Annotated in this window: 16 protein-coding genes and 1 pseudogene; 9 read left to right on the top strand and 8 right to left on the bottom strand. The window is 48.9% G+C overall.

All coding sequences use genetic code 11. The annotated features are described in order from the left end of the window. Positions 1–57 precede the first annotated feature (57 nt). A pseudogene (locus HS1genome_RS06135) lies at positions 58–1,232 on the bottom strand (thiolase family protein). Positions 1,233–1,403: 171 nt separating this feature from the next. Between HS1genome_RS06135 and HS1genome_RS06130 the strand changes: the two are divergent. Together HS1genome_RS06130 and HS1genome_RS06125 are read left to right on the top strand one after the other, a co-directional pair. Continuing rightward, positions 1,404–2,369: an ornithine cyclodeaminase family protein gene (locus HS1genome_RS06130; RefSeq protein ID WP_158613730.1), complete on the top strand. Its 966-nt coding sequence runs from the start codon at positions 1,404–1,406 to the stop codon at positions 2,367–2,369. Then, positions 2,342–3,481: an aminotransferase-like domain-containing protein gene (locus tag HS1genome_RS06125; RefSeq protein ID WP_126450036.1), complete on the top strand. Its 1,140-nt coding sequence runs from the start codon at positions 2,342–2,344 to the stop codon at positions 3,479–3,481. The genes HS1genome_RS06130 and HS1genome_RS06125 overlap by 28 nt, the downstream gene beginning before the upstream one ends. Before the next feature lie 450 nt (positions 3,482–3,931). Here HS1genome_RS06125 and HS1genome_RS12625 read toward each other — a convergent pair whose 3' ends face one another. Beyond that, complete coding sequence (locus tag HS1genome_RS12625; RefSeq protein WP_232018795.1) at positions 3,932–4,210, bottom strand: zinc ribbon domain-containing protein; 279 nt, start codon at positions 4,208–4,210, stop codon at positions 3,932–3,934. A gap of 522 nt (positions 4,211–4,732) precedes the next feature. Further along, positions 4,733–4,993, bottom strand: a complete 261-nt coding sequence (locus HS1genome_RS06115) for a hypothetical protein (protein WP_179950435.1) — start codon at positions 4,991–4,993, stop codon at positions 4,733–4,735. A 647-nt stretch (positions 4,994–5,640) separates the two neighbouring features. Between HS1genome_RS06115 and HS1genome_RS06110 the strand changes: the two genes are divergently transcribed. After that, positions 5,641–6,681 (top strand): DEAD/DEAH box helicase, encoded by a 1,041-nt coding sequence (locus tag HS1genome_RS06110; protein ID WP_126450035.1) that lies wholly within the window; start codon positions 5,641–5,643, stop codon positions 6,679–6,681. A 3-nt stretch (positions 6,682–6,684) separates the two neighbouring features. Here the strand turns inward: HS1genome_RS06110 and HS1genome_RS06105 are convergent, their stop codons facing one another. Further along, on the bottom strand, positions 6,685–10,692 hold the full coding sequence (locus HS1genome_RS06105) for a protease pro-enzyme activation domain-containing protein (protein ID WP_126450034.1): 4,008 nt from the start codon (positions 10,690–10,692) through the stop codon (positions 6,685–6,687). A 1,212-nt stretch (positions 10,693–11,904) separates the two neighbouring features. On the opposite strand from HS1genome_RS06105, the gene HS1genome_RS06095 reads away from it, so the two are divergent. Continuing rightward, the gene (locus HS1genome_RS06095; protein WP_126450033.1) at positions 11,905–12,183 is read left to right on the top strand and encodes a hypothetical protein; all 279 of its coding nucleotides are present in this window, start codon (positions 11,905–11,907) and stop codon (positions 12,181–12,183) included. Positions 12,184–12,206: 23 nt separating this feature from the next. On the opposite strand, the gene HS1genome_RS06090 is transcribed toward HS1genome_RS06095, so the two are convergent. Further along, complete coding sequence (locus HS1genome_RS06090) at positions 12,207–12,995, bottom strand: slipin family protein (protein WP_126450032.1); 789 nt, start codon at positions 12,993–12,995, stop codon at positions 12,207–12,209. Positions 12,996–13,089: 94 nt separating this feature from the next. On the opposite strand from HS1genome_RS06090, the gene HS1genome_RS06085 reads away from it, so the two are divergent. After that, positions 13,090–13,890 carry a gamma-glutamylcyclotransferase family protein gene (locus tag HS1genome_RS06085; RefSeq protein WP_126450031.1) on the top strand — a complete coding sequence of 267 codons (801 nt, stop codon included), beginning with the start codon at positions 13,090–13,092 and terminating at the stop codon, positions 13,888–13,890. 2 nt (positions 13,891–13,892) lie between these two features. Here the strand turns inward: HS1genome_RS06085 and HS1genome_RS06080 are convergent, their stop codons facing one another. Together HS1genome_RS06080 and HS1genome_RS06075 are read right to left on the bottom strand one after the other, a co-directional pair. Then, a complete protein-coding gene (locus tag HS1genome_RS06080; protein WP_126450030.1) occupies positions 13,893–14,606 on the bottom strand; it encodes a carbon-nitrogen hydrolase family protein in 714 nt (237 codons plus the stop codon). Beyond that, positions 14,603–15,721, bottom strand: a complete 1,119-nt coding sequence (locus HS1genome_RS06075; RefSeq protein WP_126450029.1) for a CBS domain-containing protein — start codon at positions 15,719–15,721, stop codon at positions 14,603–14,605. Before HS1genome_RS06075 ends, HS1genome_RS06080 begins: the two co-directional genes overlap by 4 nt. Before the next feature lie 52 nt (positions 15,722–15,773). Between HS1genome_RS06075 and HS1genome_RS06070 the strand changes: the two genes are divergently transcribed. Continuing rightward, complete coding sequence (locus HS1genome_RS06070; RefSeq protein ID WP_126450028.1) at positions 15,774–16,844, top strand: acetoin utilization protein AcuC; 1,071 nt, start codon at positions 15,774–15,776, stop codon at positions 16,842–16,844. Here the strand turns inward: HS1genome_RS06070 and HS1genome_RS06065 are convergent. Continuing rightward, positions 16,789–18,462: a cation:proton antiporter gene (locus HS1genome_RS06065; RefSeq protein WP_126450027.1), complete on the bottom strand. Its 1,674-nt coding sequence runs from the start codon at positions 18,460–18,462 to the stop codon at positions 16,789–16,791. The two genes, HS1genome_RS06070 and HS1genome_RS06065, sit on opposite strands and share 56 nt — an antisense overlap. Positions 18,463–18,928: 466 nt before the next feature. On the opposite strand from HS1genome_RS06065, the gene HS1genome_RS06060 reads away from it, so the two are divergent. The 3 genes from HS1genome_RS06060 to HS1genome_RS06050 are packed head-to-tail and all read left to right on the top strand — an operon-like array spanning position 18,929 to position 22,446. Then, a complete protein-coding gene (locus HS1genome_RS06060; protein WP_126450026.1) occupies positions 18,929–20,620 on the top strand; it encodes a succinate dehydrogenase flavoprotein subunit in 1,692 nt (563 codons plus the stop codon). Then, positions 20,621–21,577, top strand: a complete 957-nt coding sequence (locus HS1genome_RS06055) for a succinate dehydrogenase/fumarate reductase iron-sulfur subunit (protein ID WP_126450025.1) — start codon at positions 20,621–20,623, stop codon at positions 21,575–21,577. It abuts the gene before it with no gap. Beyond that, a complete protein-coding gene (locus tag HS1genome_RS06050) occupies positions 21,574–22,446 on the top strand; it encodes a CoB--CoM heterodisulfide reductase iron-sulfur subunit B family protein (RefSeq protein WP_126450024.1) in 873 nt (290 codons plus the stop codon). Before HS1genome_RS06055 ends, HS1genome_RS06050 begins: the two co-directional genes overlap by 4 nt. The last annotated feature ends 49 nt before the right edge of the window (positions 22,447–22,495 follow it).

The raw sequence follows: 22,495 nt of genomic DNA, 5'->3' as shown, positions 1-22,495 counted from the left end.
CAAGGTGGGGTTATGAAGCACGATGCCCTGTCCGTGAGAGCAAGGTAAGTTCACAACTCAAAGCAGCTCTAAAGCCACTGCAGTCGCTCCACCTATACCATGGCAGAGAGCAGCTATCCCCTTCCTTCCACCATTTCGCTTTAGAACATTAAGGAGTGTAACTATTATTCTCGATCCGCTGGCCCCAATCGGATGTCCCAATGCTATAGCTCCTCCGTTGACGTTCAGTACATCATATGAAACGTTAAGAAACCTATTGAACAGAACACTGTTCACCGCGAATGCCTCGTTATTCTCGAAGAAGTCAAACTGAGTCAAGCTCAAGTTCAGTTTGTTCAACAGCTTCTTAACCGCCGCTATGGGAGCCTCCGTAAATCTCCAGCTCTCCACTCCTATCCAACTGTAACCTAGGACCCTAGCGACTGGCTGCAGTCTGTACTTCCTCAAAGCTTCGTCGCTTGCAAGTACTACAGCAGCAGCGCCATCCGACATCTGGGATGACGTGCCAGCTGTGTGAAGCCCGTCGGAACCAAAGGCTGGAGGCAACTTAGACAGTTTCTCCATCGAAGTATCCCTCTTAATACCTTCATCCTTGTCCACGAGAACTCCTCCTAGGTGAAGTGGCTCTATCTCGTCCCTGAACCGTCCTTCGTCTGTTGCCTTAGCGGCCCTCCTATGGCTTTCTAACGAGACTTCATCCAGGTCCCTTCTAGAGATGTTGTTCTTCTTAGCTACCATATCAGCTTCTTCCCCATGAGTTTCTGGTTAAAAGGATCCGTCAAACCATCCACAAGTAGAGAGTCACTCAAACGTAGGCCGGTCCTTGAAAACTTTACACCCTGTCTTGGAGTGGGATCGGTGACGAAGGGAGCCTGGCTCATACTCTCAGTTCCTCCAACCACTACCAACTCCGAGTCCTCGCTCTTTATCTGCTGTACGCCGTTTATGAAGCTCATCATTCCAGAAGAGCAAACCATATCTACGCTGTAAGCATCCACTTCAGGTCTTATCCCAGCTCTGATTGAGATTTGTCTAGCCAGGTCCTGTCCGTGGCCTGCCCTAAGGACGTTCCCTATAATTACCATATCTACCGCTTCAGGGGGAACTGACCCCTTGGAAAGGGCTGCCTTAACTGCGTGGACCCCCAACTCCACGGGGGAAAGCCTGCTCAGAGTTCCAAGTAACTTACCGATAGGTGTGCGAGCAGCTGATACTATAAACACCTCCCTCATACTCCAACTCTCGAGTGGAGAGTTTAAATCATTAGTACAGATTTCGACAGTTGACTGATACGAGTGAGAGCAATTGTCTTCTTCATTTCTTAACATTTTCTTGACGTCATGAGCTCGAGGACCTCCATTCAATGCTTATTTGTGGGCCCAGTGCATTAGGTGTGGTTTAACTTGATAGTCCTTAGGGAGACCGACGTAGAGAAGCTACTTACCTATAAGGAGATTTTTGATGTGCTCGAGAAGGCGTTCTTAGAGCAAGCTGAAGGTGCCACTATTAATACTCCTAGGACCAGAACGTCCATAGCTGGAGCTACGTTAAGTATCCAAGCTGCGGGAATTTGGAATTACTTGGGCTTCAAGGCCTACATTAGCGGCAAGTTTCAGCCCAACTTCGTGTCGTTACTATTCGACGCATCTAGTGGGGAGTTAGTAGCCCTGGTCGAGTCGGATTTAATGGGAAGAATGAGGACCGCCGCCCTATCTGTGCTGGGAGCTAAGTACATGGCTAATAACCTCGGTTCGGTCTCCATAATTGGACTTGGTAGACAGGGAATGGCCCAGGTGGAGGCGTTTCACGAGTTAACTGGAGCAAGTCTAAAGATCTTCTCTAGGACCAAGGAGAGGATATTCGAGGCCGAGAGGGTATTCGAGGAGAAAGGAATAAGAGTAAAGGTGGCGTCCAGCTACACCGATGCCTGTGAGGGGGCCGATGTAGTAGTAACAATAACGAACTCCCAAGCACCTTTCTTGAAAAGTAGCATGTTACCTCAAGGAGTTCACGTCAACGCCTTCGGGTCTAACGTACCGTCTAGGGCTGAGGTCTTTCCAGACTTAATAAAAGCGTCAAGTGTAATAGCAGTGGAGGACTTGGAGCAGGTGAGGTTAGAGTCAGGAGACTTCGTACTTGCCGAAAAGATGAATATGATGGAGTGGGAGAAGGTTGTTCCTTTCTCTTCTGTCGTAGCTAGGAAGGTAGGCAGGAGCTCCAAAGAGCAAGTGACCATGTTTAAGTCGGTGGGGATAGGGCTAGAGGACGTAAGTGTCATGAAGGTTTTGCTTGAGAAGGCGGTGAAAAGTGGGGGTCGAGAGGAGGTAAAGGTGAGGGGGACATGGTCTCTAGGATCGGTAAGGAAATAGAGTTATCACCTGTGGAGATGGCGTCGAGGTATAGCTCTAGGGCGCTATACAACTTGGCTGCAGGCTCGCCCGATCCCTCGACCATCCCAGTGGGAGAAATAATGAACTCATACGACAGGGTCCTGAGCGACCTCGGGCCTCGAGCTCTAGGTTATCCAGGAGCCGGAGGTCAGGAATCTCTAGTAAAGGAAATAGAGAACTTTCTGCCTTTCTTAGGACTATCGATAAGAAAGGGAGAAAGGCTCGTCGTAACGAGTGGTGCGCAACATGCAATAGAGTTGATCGCTAAGTACCTGCTTGAGAACGAGGTAGTAGTCGCCGAGAATCCAACCTTCGTAGAGACCCTCACTCCCATGAAGTTAAGGAGCTCCGTAGTCCTACCTGTCTCTCTAGATGAAAGGGGAATGTCAGTAGATGAATTGGAATCTCTAACTAGGACTGTGAAAGTTTCTATAGTTTACATAATTCCCAACTGCCACAATCCAGCAGGTGTCACGACGTGTTTAGAGAGAAGAAAGAGGTTGGCGGAGTTGGCAGAGGAGCGGAACTTCTACATACTTGAAGACGATCCCTACAGGCCAATATCCACTGGGGTTCCCCCTCCAGTTAAGTCCTTCGATAACAACGGTAGAGTGATTTACGTGAGCACCTTCAGTAAGATTCTCGCGCCAGGGCTGAGGATAGGCTTCATTTTAGCAAATCAGGAAGTAGCTGAGAAGTTAGCCCTGCTCGAGCAGAACGATTTCTCAACGTCCACCATCAATCAATACGTTGTAGCTGACCTCTTGAAAAGGGGAGTGATCCAAGGCAGGACAGAGCAACTAAGCTCTCACTACGGAAGGAAGATGAAGATCCTTGTAGAATCTCTTAGGGAAAACAGATTGGACGACTTCAATCCTCCGTCCTGTGGTTTCTTTTTGCTCCTAAATCTACATAAGGACGCTGATAGTGTCTTTCATACTGCGCTGACGAAAGGACTTCTTTTCGTTCCAGCTGGGCCGTTCTTTCTTAGAGGGGGAGAGACTTACGCAAGACTAAGTGTTGCAGTAGCACAAGAGGAGCACATTGTTAAGGGAGTGAGAGTATTGAAAGAAGTCCTTTCACAGGACTAATCTGACTTCCTGTGGGGTATGGGTCTTATTCCACTACACTGTGAACTACCGTTCCCTCACGGGAGGGGCTTCCTGGTTCGCGACTCAACTTGACCTAAGGGTAGAAGCTCAGGGGTCTCACTTCCCCTCCCGAGTAAGTTGAGGAGGAGTTGGGACCTCTGTCGGGGTTAGGCCATTGGGAGGATCGCTCGGCACATACACCTTCAGTCTACCTCTAGTGAAGGTGCCAGTGGAGAAGGTTTGAACTTCATTCAATTCTTACGAATGTGTATTCAATTCTCTACAATCGAACTTCACCAGAGTCTTGGGGGGAACCCGTTCATCTCCTTCCCATTAGCGGGATGACCCCACCTAACTGAGTGTTACTGTCGGATGAGGAACGTACACCTTTAGTTTACTGCAGCATCTCGTCTAGATAGTCACACCTTATCTAGACCAAGTGTATTATGTTTAGCTTCGAAGAATCTGACTTCCTCCCCGCCACGAATGGCGAGGGTTCCCCCCCACCGATTCGGGGTTACATCCCTGAGGGGCGGTCGAGAGGGTCGGAGGACCCCTCCCGTTCAGGTTCGCCGCTGCGACATCGCGGTCGTCCTCGCGACCACAAGTGCACTTAAACCAAAGGTACCCCTTTTCTTCCGTTCTTTGCCCACACTTGGGACACGAGACGGAAGAGTATTTAGGGTTAACGAACTCAACTAGAACGCCACACTTCTTCGCTTGCCACATAATCCAACACCGCAAGAGATGATACTGCACCCACAACCCATCGTTAAACTCCTCGGTAGTTCACCAACGTTTCTGATCAAGTTCTTAAGTTCTCCAACTTCGTCGCGTTTGCCCCGAGCCTTGTGGCTTCCTCGACGACCCACTTCCCCTTTGTTGGCCATCTCTGTGATCCTTTTGGCCTTTAGGTGGAAGGAGCCCCGCTGAGGATCCCTTCGTTCTGGTGGGGTACTTCCCTCGCAAGCCCTCAGCTAGCTACTTCAAACGGTGGGCGTCGGGGAGGCGCGGGGGTATCCAGATGTGTTGGGCGTCGTCCTTACAGGCTACTTTAGCCATGTTTACGTCTACGGCGACACTCGACTCGGGTTACCTTCCCCTCCCTAAGGCCTGAGGGAGGCCTTCCTGTCCTAGACTACGACTCTGGCTTCCCTCGTCTTCCGGCTCACGTGCTGCTCGAGTTCCTGGGGTGGCCAGAGATTTGAAGCTCGCTGACTCTTCCCACCCTAGACTGTCCCTGGGTCTAGGTTATAGCTCTGGGCGGAGTGCATCCCTATAACAGTCCTCGGCGACCTCTGAAGGTAGGTTGAATTCCTCCCTCAACCTCTTGTACAACTCCTCGTGGACTCTTCCTAACACTCCCTTCTCATTCGGGTTTTCCACGTTCTCCTTCGACCGGAACGGGGTGGAACGCATCGCTTCGACGTAGTCGTTCACGGGGGCTAGGAGGGGTTCCGAGGGTGACCTTCGTGGAAACGGTAGCTCCGATCCTTCGACCCTCCAAGACATCGAGGGGTTTGGAACGAAGAGGATGTTTAAATTGACATTCCCGCCCTGAAGGGCGAGGCTTTCGATCCTTTGTAAACTTCACGACTTATCTGAAGCTGTTGACAACGATGTATGAAATTTACAATACCCGAGGTAGACTGACGTCTGCTTTAATCAGCGGAATAGAAGGGGTCCGATCCCAACTGAGTTGAAGTATAAACCCTCTCGATTAAGCGAGACGAGGTTACACTAGATTCAGTATAAGAGGAGCCCCCTTCCAGTAACCAGTTCGTGGTCTCGCTAGCTTGAAGCTGGAGGCCGGACCCGTTTAGGGGTGCTTGCTGGAAGGAGTAATCTCTAGCAAGACGCTAGGACGTACTGGAGGAAGTCTCGTAATACCTGGGGAAGGCTAAGTGGAGAGACGCCAACTTCTCAATCGCTTCAGCGTCCTTAACGTTCCTCACATCAATATATGTTCTGGTCAATATATGTTCTGGAGCACATCCTAAGGAGGCACTGGAAGATATTGGACTAATCCATAATTCATATTTTTCTGTAAATGGGTTTTCAATTGTGAATAGTGGAGTCACCCATCTCTTTGAACCTAATATTAAGATACGGAATCACGACCTAGGCAGGCTTAAAATCCTCGAGATCTAGGAATCGCTATGATAGAAAACCTCTCAGAGAATGTAAAGAGAGCTCTTAGGGACATGGGCTTCAAAGAGCCAACTGCGGTACAGTCGGTCGTGATTCCCATGCTTCTGCAGGGCGAAAGCGTTCTAGTTCAAGCGCGAACTGGTAGCGGTAAGACCGCAGCTTATGGAGTTCCGTTAGTCGAACTTGGTAGGCCTGGGCTAGTGGTAGTTCCCACCCGCGAACTGGCGAGACAAACTTCCTTTGAGATAAAAAGGATAGGAAAATATGCGAGAACTAAGGTAGGAACAGTATTCGGAGGGGTCGGCTACGGAGGACAGGCTGAGGAATGTGAAGCTGAAGTAGTAGTGGGCACTCCAGGTAGACTTCTAGACCTTTGGGGTAAAGGGTGGTTGGACCTTCAGAGGTTCTCTTTTGTAGTAATCGATGAAGCGGACACCATGCTCGATATGGGTTTCATAGAGGACGTTGAGGAGATTCTCGTGAACACCGCTAGGGACGTTGTGGGTTTCTTCTCAGCCACTATTCCTAGACCAGTGGAGAGCGTAGCTAGGAAGTACGCCGAGGCCAAGGTGGTGAGGCTTACTGCAGGAACAGACTACGAGGTAGCCGACGTAGGTCAAAGATTCGTGCGGGTGAGGGATAGATGGACAAGCAAGGTTACTGCTCTGGTCAGCGATGTTGAACCTAACACCGTAGTATTTGTTAATACCAAAGCTAGGGCGGAGGAACTCTTCTACGAACTTAGGCGTCGAGGACTATCAGTAACTAAGTTGCATGGAGACCTCCCACAGACGGTAAGGAACAGGAACATGGACCTTTTCCGGTCAGGCAGATACGACGTTCTAGTGGCTACTGACCTAGGCGCTAGAGGGATAAACGTGATGTCCTTACGTAAAGTGATCAACTTCGATGTGCCTAGAGATCCGTTACTTTACATCCACAGAATAGGAAGAACCGGTAGGCTAAACAACAGCGGAGAGGCGATAACTTACTACACAGGAGAAGACGAGGAGGCCGTGAAAAAAATAAAACAAGTAATCAATGCTTAGCGTTCACTTTCTCCTCACTACTACTATGGCAGTGATTATAGCTACGATCGCTAGAGCCACACCTACGTATGCGACTTCCTGTGCTGTAGTAGCAAGTGACGTCAGTTGGAGGTCTATACGATCTATTTGCCCACTAAGAGAGGAGGTAGCGTTCTTAAGTTGAGAACTTAGGCTCGAGGTAGTGTTGGCCAATTGTTCGTTAACCTTGGAGATCTGACCACTGAGTTGCTTATCGAATTGTACTATTTGATTATTGAACTCTACCACCTCGGATGAACTGTTATCAAGTCCATCTGTCTGTCGAACGACCGCAGTCAACGTGTAACTTCCATCTGGGAAAGCCGTTGTATTGAGGACGAATGTCAGGGTTCCGTTATTGTTTGCGGAGCCCACGTAGAGCCCATTCAGGTAGAGGGATACGTTAGATATCCCCTCACCTTCAACGTTTACTTTCACTGGAATGGTTCCATTCACCGCCTGTCCTGGTAATGGTGAAATGAACGTTAGCTTAGGAAGAGAGGGTTCCAGACTCTCCACGTGTGACTGCTGTATAGATACCGTGGAATTCTCTAAATCAAGATGCATCAATGTGGTCCCTATTAGAACTATGTGGGAGTTAACCGCTGTCACCGAGTTACCTACCACGTCAACCAAAGTGACCGAGCTGTTCGCAATGATCAGCTCACCACTGACGTTAGATGAAGTAATAGTAGAGACACTGTTCAAAAGGTAGTCGTGGCCAGTGAAGAGGTCGTTAGTTAGAGTACCGTTATATATTATTGTATCATTTGAGAACGCCGTGTAGTATGGCTGGACTGGATCAGTGATCAAGGTTCCCTGAACCTCGGTGTATGGTGTGACGAAGAACGTGAACTGCGCGGAGGGTAAAGTGGTGGTTGGAATACCGTTGGGAGTTAGGCCTGAAACGTAGATCTCAAAGGGAGTGGCGAAGTAGTCTGGGTTACCCAAGTAAGTGAAGTTGTTCAGATTAAAGGTTGAAGGGAGAGTGACGTTACCTACCCACATGTGGATCGGCTCGTTGTACCACAGAGGTACCTCCATTACCCCAGTTAATGTGCTGTACTCATAAGAAAGCACCCTAGGATACAATGTTGCAGTGAACATCCCACTTGTCACCTCAGTCCCCGTCTCAGGGTTTGTTAAATTGGCGTAGACGTAGATAGTCTGCCCTTGGAAAGCGTAGTAACTCGAGACCTCAAGTTCAGGTTGGATGGATGCCGCACTCACGTATATTTGTCCGTAGAAGTAGCCTGAAATTGACTGGGATAAGGTTGTAGAATTGTAGTTGGCGAAGAGAAGGACGTCGTAGAGACCAGGCTTTAATTTACTGGGAACGTGTAGGTAACCTTGGAAGCTTGTGTTATTGAAAACCAATTGTGTCTCGCTCACAGTACCGTTAACACCATACAGTTCAGCGGTTATGTTAGATCCGACGATTATGTTTTGAGATAGTAGTTGCCCGTCCACCAATGAAGTCACGCCTTCAGTCTCTACTGGCGGTTCAGGTGAGCCAAAGATGTATATGTAGCTTCCCGCAGGTACGGAACCAGGCTCCGCGACGACCGGGGGTAAAATGAAGAGTGTTTGAAGGTCGATCCCGTTGTAGAAGGAGATGTACCCGAAAGCTCCTTGAAGGACTAGCCTAATCACGCCAACGCTGTAGTTTCCTGAAAGGACTCCTACCCATAGCAAAGTGTTAGGTGGAGCAAATGGCACAAGTAGTAAAGCAGGTACAGGAACTACTTTCACCTTTCCAACGAGGACGTATTGATTGTTGGTTAGGTTGTAGGAGTAAACTAAAACTGTGAAGTTCAAGGGAGGAGCCTGCGTTCCACTAGGTGAAGTGATGTTAATAACAATGGGTACACCCAATGACAGCATGTAAGGCGTCATAGGCGCGGGGCTCAGAAACTGTCCATAGTAACCCGAGAATAGTTCCACGAAGGAACTCCCCTTAACTCCATCCGACTCCCCATACACCACCACGTTAACTATTCCTGAAGCATTGACGGGAACAGTCAACTTAGCGCTCCACCTTCCACTTAATGGATTGAACGTCAATGGAACCGAGGTAAGGTTTCCCTGCGTTGACTCCAACAATGCCTGGAAGTCACCGGACGACACCGATACGCCTTGCCTAGCTATCGAGACCTCAACGTTAATCGTCTCTCCAGGGTAGACTTGCTGAACTTCGGTTCCATTGAAAAGTATGGTCTCGTTAATGAGGAGCGACGGAGCGGTCTCCAACTCTGCAAAGTATTTAGCAAAGATAGGTATGTTTAGAGATCCCCAGCCAGTCACCAAGTTATAGCCTTGACTAACCGTCCAAGGTATGTTGTAACCGAAGGTGGGCCTAACGAATGCGTTCGTCTCAGAGGAGTTCTGAGCTATTGTGTAAAGGGCCGGATTAAGTAAGCCTATCCTACTGTGAGAGTACTGCATAGTCAATACAAGGAGCCCCGCAGTGAGTGGGGAAGCCTCGCTTGTTCCCCCGCCTATGGCCGAGACGTTTCCTGGCAATACTATATACACTCCTGGGTAAACGTTAGCGTTGGCCGAAAGGTCTGGTACCTGCCTTCCTGCCGGGAAGCTCTCATGTGTTCCTAGAGACCACTGATACCAAGGCTCCGGTTCTATTTCGCTCACTCCTCCAGTGCTACCTCCATAATTCACGTCGTCAGGAATGAAACCGTAGTTGGACCACGCAGTAGTGTTAAAGCTCATGCCATCGGGTCCAAACTCTGGGTACACTGTGGTACCTCCGACCGAAAGTACGAAGGGAGAAGAAGAGGGGTATCCTACAGTCCCTAAGGGCCCAGCGCTATATCCACTCCCACCAGCGTCTCCTGAAGAGGCCGTAAACGTTATTCCTTCAGCTGTCCCCATGGCGTAGTATTGGTCGGTCAATACAACGCATTGATAGAATAGACCTCCGCTCAACTGAGAATAAAGTGTTTCGGGAATGCTGAAACTCTGAGATAGGACGTCTACCGTGTCCTGGGAAACTATGTACGCAATTATAGCGGGAAGAGGTAAAGAGTCACTCGCTACATAGAGCGTTATGTTAGCGCCTGGAGCCATCGCGTGTGAAGCTTCAACGTCCAGACTGATCTCTCCTGCCCATCCTTGAGTTATTCCCAATTGTGGATTGTAAGGACCTATTGGGACGACCTGGAAGGACGGGGGATTTGGAATTCCGAAGTGTTGATCGAAGTAAATTAATTGTTGGTATATTGTCGGATCCCCGAAGAAGTCGAGTATACCTATATTGTACCCACTTCCATCTATCCCGTGATCGTAAAAGTAGGAGGCGTTATATGCTTGTTCCAAAACCTTCAGAGAGTACCCATCAAGTGGGAAAGTGAGGTTCACTGGCTGAGAGCTGAGGGTACTCTCTAAGGGGGAAATTCGATTCTTTAGTAAGATCAAGGTCGATGGGTGTGAGAAAATTATGTCGCTCACATTGCTCGAGAACACTGTGGAATCCATTATGCTTCCCTGCCCGTAATAGTAGGTATACGTCCCGTTGGTGTACAGATCGTAGTGGACACCTAGGTACTTCTCTGCCTGTACTGCTGTTCCTGTCGCAACTATTTCAGAGTCTGCCGCAGTCAGTAACACCTTAAAGTCGTGGGACCTCAGGTACTTAATGACTTCATTGAATTGAGAAGTCGGATAGAACAACTTCTTCACTTCGTTTGCTGTTAGAAAACGATGATATAGGGGCGAGCCTGGTGTGGAAACTTGCTCAGCGTAGCTATAGAGAAGATCGATGTTACGCAGAGGAACGTCCACCGAGATCACAACAGGCGTAGTCGCAGACAACGTACCCGCGTAGTGATATCCCGAAATAGGTATAGGGATCTCCTGGGCGGTTTGTGAAGTGTAAGCTTGTGAAGGAATCGCCACAAGTCCCGCCAAGATCGACATAAGCAAGACGGTGAGGAAAAAAGTAGGGATGAGTATTCTCTCACCCTTTACTGGTTTCATTATTTCTCCTCACTTACTATCGCTCTTTAAAAACTTGTTATACTAATGATGTAGGAGTTGTCTGATTCTAGCTTGAGCCATCGATTTCCTCCCTGTCCTGAAAGACGAGCTTCGTCCTCCTCTTTTCCGACTCAAAACAAACTTATCTCCTCGGATGAGACTTTGCTTTCAGAGCCTTCCGTCAATTCCCACTAAGAGTTCAGGACTGCAACTTAGTTGGCAGGATTGAGAGTGCTATAATCTTCATAAGTGGGAATAGCTCGTTTTAGATCCTCAAAGCCCTAACGATAAGTTAATCATCCTGTCCTCAAGGAAAGAGCTTCCACTTTCTAGGCACACGTTACTCTTAATGATTGAGGGTGAAGATCCATGATTAAGAAGCTCGCTCCCACTCTGCATTAGTTCTGTGGACTCGATCGTCTTCGTTTGGAAAGGAGACGTGACTCATATACCATACTTCCTAGCGAGCGTCGAGGCACGCTGACTGAGCTAGATTTAGGCTCGTAAAAAGTGTGGGTGCGTCCTGAAGAAGTTTTGTCTTAACGGGGGTTGAGGGGGCGGAAGACCCCTCCCGTGAGGGTGGAGATGGGCCCCCTCATAGAAACAGTTAAGTGTGAGTTTGCAGATTACAATATTAATGACAGTTACTAACGGAGTAAGCGTCACTGAGACGCCTCGGTTAAAGCGAGGGTCTATGTGGTACGGCCTCTGCTCCAATCGTTAGTCCCATTTGGGACACCGAGGACTGAGATCGGGGTTGGAACGACCCTCAGTGCCCGTGGAGCCCTCCACCGTTGGCAAGGTGGGGCTAGGAAGCAGGAAGCCCCGTCCGTTAGGGCAGGGTAGTTCACGCCTTCGAATACCCTTTTCTGATTCACACCTTCTCACACTCACATCAAATCACCAATCGAGTTCAGGAGGAGCTTTCTAACCGTTGACGAAAACCGTCCCTCAAGCAGGAGCTATGCTCCTTGCAATAGTTTTCCTTATAATTAAGATTATAAACTACAGAATTAGGTTAGAGATTCAGGGGACGTGTCGTCATTAACTAACACGGTTTAACGGTTGATCAACCTAGAGCTAGGGACTTGCTAGTTCTCTTAACAATGTTTAAACGACTGCTACCTTATCCCCATACATAACTCTGAAGTGCATGAAGAAATGCACCTCTTCACTACTAAGCTTCATTATGGAGCATACCAACATATCGGTATGGTATCCCTAGATAAACTTATGAGTTTCGTTGAGGGAAATCCAAATTATTCTCTAAACGAATTTAACAATAAGGTCGAACTCACTTTCACAGCTCCACCAATCTCCGAGGCAGCTGAAGAGGATGTAGAGGGTGAGAACGCTGTAGTTAGGGTTGTCTTTGCGAAAGTTGGACAAGAGTTGTTAGTGGAACAGGCATGGATAGAGGTAGGCGGGGATAGAAGGCCTATGGATCCTCGTCAGTTAGAACCTTGGTTAGATTACATCAGCCAGAGTTGAGCTTGAAGAGAGTGTCCAAACTCTCACTTGGCTTCCTTGGTTCTCACGTAGGTAGAGAGGGCGGTGCTCACAGTCGGATATAGTTCGTTTCCTGCAGGTACGACCATTATCAGATTCCCCTTCTGTGATATGTCAGAGAGCACCTCTATGAATCTAAGTTGAAGGGCAATAGGATTTGACGAGTAAGACTTCGAAGCCTCAGCAAGGATCGTCGAAGACTGTCTTTCCCCTTCTGCTAAAATTATTTTCGATCTCCTCAACCTCTCGGCCTCTGCCTGCTTCGCCATAGCGGTGAGGAGCTCTGGACTTAGCTTTACGTCCCTCACAGTTACCGCAGTCACTTTGATTCCCCAGGGCTCAGTGACACTGTCTAAGATCTCCTGAAGTCTTCTATTGATTTCCTCCCTCTTGCTCAATACCTCGTCTAGCTCCATCATTCCCACTATGTCCCTCAACGAAGTTTGGGCTATGTTGAGTACTGCCACATTATAGTTATATACTGCCGACACTGCTCTCACTGGATCGACAACCTTGTAGTACACTACTGCATCTATGGTGACAGTAACGTTGTCCCTAGTGACTATGGTTTGAGCTGGCACATCGACTGTAACTATTCTCATGTCCACCTTCAATGGCCTATCTACGAAGGGAATCAGAAATATTATACCTGGTCCCTTAGCCCCTAATACTCTTCCTAACCTCAACACCACCGCCTTCTCCCATTGTTTCACCACCTTGAAGGCGAGAGAGAGGAAGATTATCACTATAATTAGTGCGAAGACTACTCCAACTACGTCAGCGATTAAGGCCATATGTAGTATTACGTTTCTGCGTATAAAAACTCTCGTAAACTTCATTTAGACCCAACGCCCTCAAAGTTTTACTAGTCTGGAGATACATAGTCTTGTGCTACTATTCGTTTATGGGACCCTCCGATACGGATTTGAACTCAATCACCTGTTAAAAGACTCTAGGTTCGTTGGACTAGGGTACGTGGACGGCTTCAGGATGTATGACTTGGGAGGATATCCAGGTTGTATCAGAGGAGAAGGAACTGTATGGGGGGAAGTTTACGAAGTGAACGAGTTACTGTTGAGAAAGCTTGACGAAATAGAGGGTTATTCCGGAACTCCAGAAGATCTTTACGAGAGGGCTTCAGTGACGGTTAACTTCGATCAGAAGAGACGATATAGACTGAGTAACGTACAGATGTATGTATACCGCCGATCTGTTGAAGACAAGTACGTTGTAAGAGATGGGGACTTCTCTTCCTATGTTGGGATGCCTAGAATCATCAACTACTTCGCCTACGCGGAGAACACAAATCCAGAGGTCATGAAACAGAGAGGACTTACGGTTATAATGAAGGAGCTCAGAGTCTTTGCTCCCAATTTCAGGATAGTATTCTCCGTCCCATGTAAATGGGGTCTCTGTGCCAGTCTGAGGGAGGGAGAAGGGCAGGTCTGTGGTTACATCTACCTTACTACTACAGATCAGTTGGCTGTGCTAGACAGAGCCGAGCATTACATGAGTAGGTACCTCAGGGACTCTATACCTGTCTTGGATGAGGAGGGCCGAAGGTACTTCGCTACTGCCTACTTCTCCGAGGGTGGGCAAGAGGGTACGCCCTCTTCAGAGTACCTAAAATTGATCTTAGACGGACTCAGGAGGAAGTGGGGGGAACAGTGCAAAACGAGCGGCCTCTGAGCTTAGATTTCGTCTACCTCGACTTCCCTATATTCCCTCATTCTCTCTGCTCTGAAGCCTAAGTACTTCAAAGGATCGACCTCGAATGTGGAGTACTGTTCCCTGTCCTCCAAGGAGGCCGCGACCTCTACGTCAATCACCCTCCCTTTCTTCACTGGGACGAAGGCTGAGCTCATTCCCCTGAACTCTGGGGGATCTAGGGCATTGGCGTTGACAACAGCGATTCTGTTCTCTATTGCTCTAACCCTGAGGTAGTCCCTCCATATGCCCATGCCCTCCGTAGACACTTTAGAGGGGACCAATAGAACCTCGACACCCTTGAGGAAGAGAGACCTCACAGTCTCAGGGAAATCCACATCGTAACATACCAAGAGACCAAACTTCACTCCCCTAAAGGAGAACGAAAGGATTCTGTCACCGGGGTACAACCTCTCCTTCTCTTGCCCGAAGAGGTGAACTTTCTTGGCCACCCCTCTTATCTCTCCGTTGCTATCAAATATTGGGGCCACAACCGACACGCCGTCCTCAAACGCACCTGGAATTATCCAGGCCGTGAAATTCTTGGCGAGAAGACGAAGTTGATCCAAAGGGGCCAACTCTATGTCCTTAACCCATTTCTCAGGCAGAAGAACTAGCTCCGCCCCCTCCTTCAAAGCAGACTCAGTCAGCTTAAGAGCTCCTTGAACGTCCCTAGGTTGCACTATAGCAAGTTTCAAGGAGATCCCTTTTCTCCTCTCTTCTTCCTCTGTACGGTCTTCACCCTGTCTATTATCCTTTTCTCGAGTCTCTCAACTGCCTTGCGAAGGGCTGTAGCGGGGTCCCAGTCCGAGTCGCTAGCCACGAAGTTCCCCAACCTAGTGGAGGCCCTAACGTTAGCCTCATACATCTTCTTATTCTCTCCACTCACACTCTCCTTAAGGGAGACCTTAAATGAATCCACTTCGGTGATCCGTTCCACCTTGCTCAGGTGCCTTTCAATGATCCCATCTATAACCGACTTCTCGTCCGAGTTCTTCATCGTCCTAGGCAACTTGGCCTGTATGGGCATCTCTATCTTGAATCTCTCAGCCACAGCACCTATCACATCTATGGTGGAAATTATTCCAGCTAGCCTTCCTCCTTCCAATATTGGAATTCCAGATACCTTCTTCGTGAGACAGGTGTTGACTACGTCCTCTAAGGTTGATGATCCTTGAAGGGTTATCACTGGGTAGTTCATGATCTCTTTCACAGGCATAGCCATAATTCTCTCTTCTTCAACCAAGATGTTCTCTCTTTTCCTGCTACTAGCCTCGTAGAGCCTAGACACTATGTCCCTCATACTCACTATTCCCGCCAACTTCTCACCCTCCATGACTGGCAGTCTGCTAACGTTATCTCTCACCATTAGCCATCTCGCCCTAGCTACCGAGTCCGACATGGTTACCGTCAATACGGGAGAAGCCATGTACTTCCTGACTCGCTCCTGGGGGATCATGCCAGTCCTTATCAGGTATGAAAGGAGAGACTCCCTAGTTACCAAACCAACGAACTTCCTCTCTTTAGTTACCACCGGAATTGCACGAGCCCTACTGGTGTAGAACTTGGCGACCACTCTCTGTACATCCTCCGCATCACTGATTGTGACAGTTGGGGTCATGACAGAGTTAACCTTGCTGTCTGGACTTATCCTTCTTCTCAATAGGTCTTTGTAGGTCACTTGTCCTAGAAGGTTTCCCTGATTAACCACGGGAACGACCCACTGCTCAGTCTCTCTCATCCTAGCGACTAGAGTACCTATGGTGTCTGAAGGCGAGGCAATTACCTTGCTATCTACTACGAAGTCAGCCATCGATTCTCTACTTCACTTCAACATTTAAAAGTATAAAACGTTAGTACGAGCCGTGCACGAGACTGCTTTTCTGTGGAGTGACGACTTTCTCAAGTACAGCTTTCCAGATGATCACCCGTTCAAGGCAGAGAGGGAGCGAATTACGAGGGAACTGCTCTTCACAATGGGACTCGTCGATAAGATTGAAATATTGGAGCCAGATCCAGCAGGAGAGGAGGATCTTCTCATCGTCCACAAGAAAGAGTATGTCAAGTTCGTCGAAAGCGTGAGCAACGAGGGAAAGGGTTTCCTAGACCAAGGAGACACTCCAGCCTTTAAGGGAATATTCGATGCATCCCTCGTGCGAGTTGGAGCTACCCTGAAGGCGCTCGATCTCGTTTCGAAGGGGAGGTTTCGTCACGCTATGAACATAGGTGGAGGACTTCATCACGCAAAACCATCAGCTGCCTCTGGTTTTTGTGTGTTTAACGACGTCGCAATAGGCGTCAAAAGGGCAGAGGAGAGGTTCAACAGGGTCGCCGTCATTGACTTGGACGGCCATCATGCTGACGGCACTCAAGAAATCCTTTACTCCGATCCTAAATCGTTTAAGGTCTCGCTTCACATGTACCACAGGGGCTTCTTCCCTGGAAGTGGAGACGTAAATGAAAGAGGAGAGGGACCAGGAGAGGGGCTAGTACTTAACGTACCATTACCACCTGGTACGGCAGACGACGCCTACGTTGCCGCCTTCAAGGAGGTCGTGTTACCGAGGCTACTGTCATTTTCTCCTCAGCTATTATTCGTCGTTATAGGAGGAGACTCTCACTACTCCGATCCGTTGGTGGAGCTTAAGTTGAGCACCTTCGGTTACTTGGAGGTTGTCAAGATGATTCACGAGCTAGCACACACCTTTGCAGACGGACGACTCATTCTACTTGGTGGAGGGGGATACAACTATGAGGCTACGGCCAGGATATGGATACTGGGACTAGCCGAAGTCCTAGGTTTGTCTCCTCAGGTAAACATACTTCACGATCCAGAACCAACTCGCTCCATCCCCTTCACCTACAACAAGGTTATGGAACTTATTGAGAAGATGAAGAGGCTTCCCCCTCTCTCAACACCATTTCGAGCCTCCTGACACCCAAGAATACAACAGTCACAGAAAGAGCTAGGGAAATGAGATAGGTCAGACTGCCAAGCGCCGGCTTTACGCCGCCTATTCCCACCGCCGTATTGGCCACAGCCCCACTGAGCTGACTTCCTAGTGCTATGAAAGCTAGATACAAGAATATAGCAAGGTAGGCACTGCTATACTTACTTAGCTTCACGTGTAGCTGATCGTAAAGTTCCCTGATATACCTTGGAGCATATATTATGAAGTATATTGGGATGACTAAATCAAATAAGTAAGCGAACTCAGCCACTAGCCCCAAGTAAGCGAACCTATAAATGAAGAGAAGGTACAAGACTACAAGACTTAAGTACAGGGTCAATATCAGGACTGAGAACAGTCCAACAAACCTCCTCAACACCGCTAAAGTGACTACTCTTCCGTCGCCGTTCCCCTTCGGAGGTCTGAAGAGGTGTAGTTGAGGAAGTAATGGTGCCACTCCTTCTGCGATCCGATTATCGTACTTAGTGATCACAGAGGCTATCAGAGAGGATACCCCAACAACCAAGGTAACGGCTATGTAAACTGGGTAGGTGGTCACACCGTCAGCTAGACCGATGGACGCAATTATTATACCAAACTCGCTTATGGGAGCCATGTAGAGGCCGAGCTTCACTGATGTGATGGGTCTTACTCCAGTTAGCCAGGCACTAGTCATGAAGGCCACAACCTTGACGAATACCATCAAGGTCGCTAGGACAGCTACCAGTACCAAAGTGACATTGGGTGCTAAAGCTGGAACAGCAGCCCCCGCGGCCACAAAAAATATGACAACGAAGAACTCCCTGATTGGCTTTATGGCAGCCAATATTTTATCATTTCCCCTAAGTGTAGAAATTGCATAACCGATCATGAGTGCCAGCAGTGCGGGGGACACTTTCAGGACAGGTGATACTGCAGTTAACACCGTCACTAAGGACAGAAAGGCAATAACTATCATGTCATCTCCACTCTTCATGGCTCTATTCATTATCCTCCTAGCAAAGGCGAAACCGAAGGCGATTGCGAAGATCAGGCCGAGGGCCACGTAATTAGCCTGTTCAACTACCTTGAGGGGCTGGCCTCCTTCGCTCACAATGGGAAAGATCGCCAGAAACACTAAGGAGACTATGTCCTCCATCGAAGCCATCCCTAGAATTACGTTTCGAGCCTCTGAGAGCTCAAGCATTCCCTTCTCTTCAAGGAGCTTGAACGCGATCGCAGTACTGGTATTCACAGTAGTGAAAGCTAGGGTCAGAACGTCTCCGTAAGTGAGCTTTAGGAGGGCTCCTAATCCAAAGGATATAGCAAGGACTATTATTATCTCAAATATTATTATCGGAATTAATCTCGGTAGCTCAGCCTTAACGTACTCCAGGTTCAGTCTTATTCCTATTTCGAAGGCTATCACCGTGACCGCGAGGTCGCTCATTAACTGCAAGAGAGAGGAGGAGGGATTCACGAGGTGAAGTATAGGACCTAACAGAATTCCTGCTACTATATATCCTAAGACGGCCGAAAAACCTCTGAGTCTCATGGAGTAGCCTAGTAGCCCTCCTAATGTGAAGAGCGCACTCAACGTGATCAGGTCAACTGTCGCTGTCATCTATCGAGCCTGTATCTGCACTTTTGTCCTTAAAATCCGGTTTATAGATTGTGGGCCGAAGAAGTGGGAGGTGTCCTAGCTATATGAAGTATCCAAATTTAGATCGGGGATTTCCCTAAGAGAAAGCCAGAACTTCAATTGTTCATTTGTAGTCTTAAGGATATTGAGACGCGAATTGAGACTCCATTAAGTACCCCTCTCATTTCCCTTAAAACATACACGAAACTTCGATCTGAATAAGACAAGGAAACGGTTGGACTTAGGTAAAGTGCTGCTCTCCCTAACTAAGGGTGGTCAAATTAAGAACTTTTCCCTTTAGAGCTGAAAGGGTAGGGATGTCCAGACTCAAGAATCTAGGAGCTCTGAACGTGGATAGGTGTCTGTAGAACCTTTCGTTTATCTCTGCAATCGTTCTTCAATTGATCCTTTAGCTAAGACTTAATACCAATTCGTCCACCTCCACACTATGGAGAAGCTCAATTACGACGTTGTGGTTGTAGGAGGAGGACTCGCTGGACTGATGACTGCACATGAGGTGGCTAGTGCTGGCTTTCGGGTGGCAGTTCTATCTAAGGTGTTCCCGACGAGGTCCCACTCAGCCTGTGCGGAAGGGGGAATAGCAGCATACATGGATGGAAACTCGGATCCAAGCGATAGCCCTGAGTTCATGGTATATGACACGGTGAAGGGAGGGGACTACCTAGTGGACCAAGACGCTGCTGAGATACTCTCCTACAAATCGGGAGAGATAGTGAGGCTACTGGAGAGTTGGGGGGCTCTCTTCAATAGGCAGCCGGATGGGAGAGTGGCTCTGAGATACTTCGGTGGGCAGACTTACCCGAGGACCCGTTTCGTGGGTGATAAGACTGGAATGGCGCTACTTCACACGATCTACGAAAGAGTATCCGGTCTTAACGTCGATTTCTTTTCGGAGTGGTTCACGCTCGATCTCCTAGTCACAGACAGGAGAGTTACGGGAGTAGTTGCCATGGAGATGAAGAGTATGTCACCAGCGACTTTCGGGGCAAAGGCAGTGGTCCTAGCTACAGGTGGTAACGGGATGCTGTACCAACACACCACTAACAGCTACATCAACACCGGAGATGGGTATGCTATGGCCCTGAGGGCTGGAGCGGCCCTTAAGGACCCAGAGTTTGTTCAGTTCCACCCTACAGCCCTATATCCATCGGATATTCTAATCAGCGAGGCAGCTAGGGGAGAAGGAGGTATACTGAAGAACAACAAAGGTGAGAGATTCATGACTAAGTACGCTCCAATGAAGTTAGACCTAGCACCGCGGGACGTCGTCTCTAGGGCCATACTTACAGAGGTCGCGGAAGGTAGAGGGTTTCCAGGAGGCTACGTTCAGTTGGACCTCACCCACTTAGGCGAGAAGTACATAAAGGAGAGGCTCGCCCTCGCTGTTGAAGCGGGAAGGAACTTCGCTGGAGTCGATCCAGTCAAGGAACCGCTACCGGTGAGGCCTGCGCAGCACTACTACATGGGGGGAGTGGACGTAGACGTGTCTGGGGCCAATCCAGACCTTCCTGGGCTCTTTGCCGCCGGGGAGGCTGCGTGTGTATCAGTGCACGGAGCCAACAGACTGGGCTCTAACTCCCTATTGGAGACTTTAGTGTTCGGGAGGGAGACGGGTCAGGCAGTAGTCAAGTTCCTCGAGAATAGTAAGGAAGTTCGAGATGCTCCTAACCCTGAGAAGGTGGTCGATGATGCCTATTCCTTCGTAAAGAGGGAGAGTGGAGTGCACTTCGGAGAAGTCATGAAGGAGTTAAGAAAAACGATGTGGGAAGACGTAGGCGTTTTCAGGGACGAAGAACGTCTAAAGAGGGCGGTTTCAAAGGTCACTGAGCTCAGGAAGACTGCTGTCAACATGTACGTTACCGACAGGAGCAAGACCTACAATACAGAGTTTTTCAATGCATTGGAACTCCGGAACATGTTAGACCAAGCGGTCGTAATAGCTACCACTGCTCTGAATAGAACAGAGTCCCGCGGCGCCCACTACAGACTCGACTTTCCAAAGAGGGATGACAAACAATGGCTTAAACACACATTGGCCTACCTGAGAGGAAACACAGTGGAAATCACGTATAAACCCGTTAAGATCACTAAGTGGATGCCTGAGGAGAGGGTGTACTAAATGAAGGAACTCGATAAGGAAGTGAAGGTAAAAGTCAAGAGATTCTCTGAAGAGAAGGGAACGTGGTGGCAGGAATACACAGTAAAGGTAGATAAGTACACTCAAATGACTGAGGTCCTGAAGAGAATAAAGGAGGAACAGGACCCTACTTTATCTTATAGGGCATCGTGTCACATGGCGGTGTGTGGAAGTTGCGGGATGAGGATTAACGGGGCACCCAGACTTGCGTGTAGAACGATCGCTCTGGAAGAAGTCGATAGAACTGGTTCTGACACTATAGTTGTGGAGCCTATGGATGGCTACCCTGTGTTGAAGGACTTAGTGGTAGACCTCACCGACTTCTACAACAGGATGTACAAGGTGAAGCCGAGACTTCATCCTTCAGAGGACGTGCTTAAGGGGAAGAGTGAACATAGACTGAAACCGGAGGATCAGTCTAGGCTCTGGAAGTTCGCTCAGTGCATATGGTGTGGACTCTGCGTTTCTTCTTGCCCCGCTGTGAGGATAGACGTAGAGTTCTTGGGTCCCGCTGCACACGCTAAAGGTTATAGGTTCCTTTCAGATCCCAGAGACACCTCTTTCGAGGAAAGAGCTAAGGTCCTAATAGATAGTGCATGGAGGTGCACTTACTGCTACATGTGCTACGAGGTCTGCCCGCGCGACATCGAACCCGTAGAGGCCATAAAGCTAACTAGAACTTACACCACTAAGTTCGGGCCCACTGGCGACGCGTCGTCATTCGGAGAAAGGCACTCTAAGGCGGTGGAGGAGTCTATCGCAGAGACCGGAATGCTCCAGGGAGGAAAGGTCTACGTTAAAACTTACGGGCTAGTGAATTCCCTAATCTCCATGATAGAGCTTATGAAGGATGGAAAGGCGACAAAACTAATTATGGAGAGGCAGAAGAAGGTCAGGGGGATAGACGAGTTGAGGAAGCTCCTAGGTGAGAAGCAGTGAAGCTGGCCTACTACCCTGGCTGTACAGCCCACGGTTCCGCCGTGGAGATAGACGTAGCCACAAGGAAGGTGGCCCAAACATTGGGGGTCGAGCTAAAGGAAGTGGAAGACTGGAACTGTTGTGGTGGGGGATTCCTAGACGAACGCGACCCAGTTGGACATGCGGCAATAAACCTGAGGAACCTATCTAAGGTTGAGAAGATGGGACTCGAGAAGATGGTGACGCCCTGCAGTGTCTGCCTGCACAGCCACAGGCTGGCAGTTCACAAGTACGAGGAGGACCCGGTCTTGAAGGAGGAGGTGGACAAGAGAACTCAAGGTACCACGGTCCAGTACTCGGGGAAGGCTAACGCAGAGCACATAGTGTGGGTCCTCCTGAGAGACGTAGGATTAGAGAAAATCAAGGCCGCAGTTAAGAAGCCTTTGGTTGGACTTAAGGTAGCCACTTACTACGGCTGCCAGATGCTTAGACCAGGGGAGGTTATGGGCTTCGAGGATCCCCACAGCCCCCACAGTCTAGCGGACTTGGTCGCCGCAGTCGGGGCGACACCGGTAACTTTCCCAGCTATGACTTACTGCTGTGGGTTTCCATTGATGGGAAGCAACGAGAAGGGAGGATTGAGACTGGCTTACAATATAATGAAGGGGGCTAGGGACGCTGGAGCGGACCTATTAATACATCCTTGCTCACTATGCCACCTCCAGTTGGACGTCACTCAAGTGAAGGTGAGAGACATGTTCAGTTTAGATTGGACTATGCCGGCGATATACGCTACTCAACTCCTTGCACTGGCCTTCGGCTTCTCCCCAGAGGAGGTTCAGTTGGGGAGGAACGCAGCAGAAGTTCTTCGTCAGAAAGGACTTATTTAAGTCCATTTTTATAATTTTTCTTGAACTTCTAGTATGTGGAGCCTTCTAT

This window comes from Sulfodiicoccus acidiphilus, from assembly GCF_003967175.1.
GTDB classification, from domain to species: Archaea; Thermoproteota; Thermoprotei_A; order Sulfolobales; family Sulfolobaceae; genus Sulfodiicoccus; species Sulfodiicoccus acidiphilus.
The sequence above is the reverse complement of the archived record's forward strand: the minus strand, read 5'-3'. Positions and strand labels throughout refer to the sequence as shown.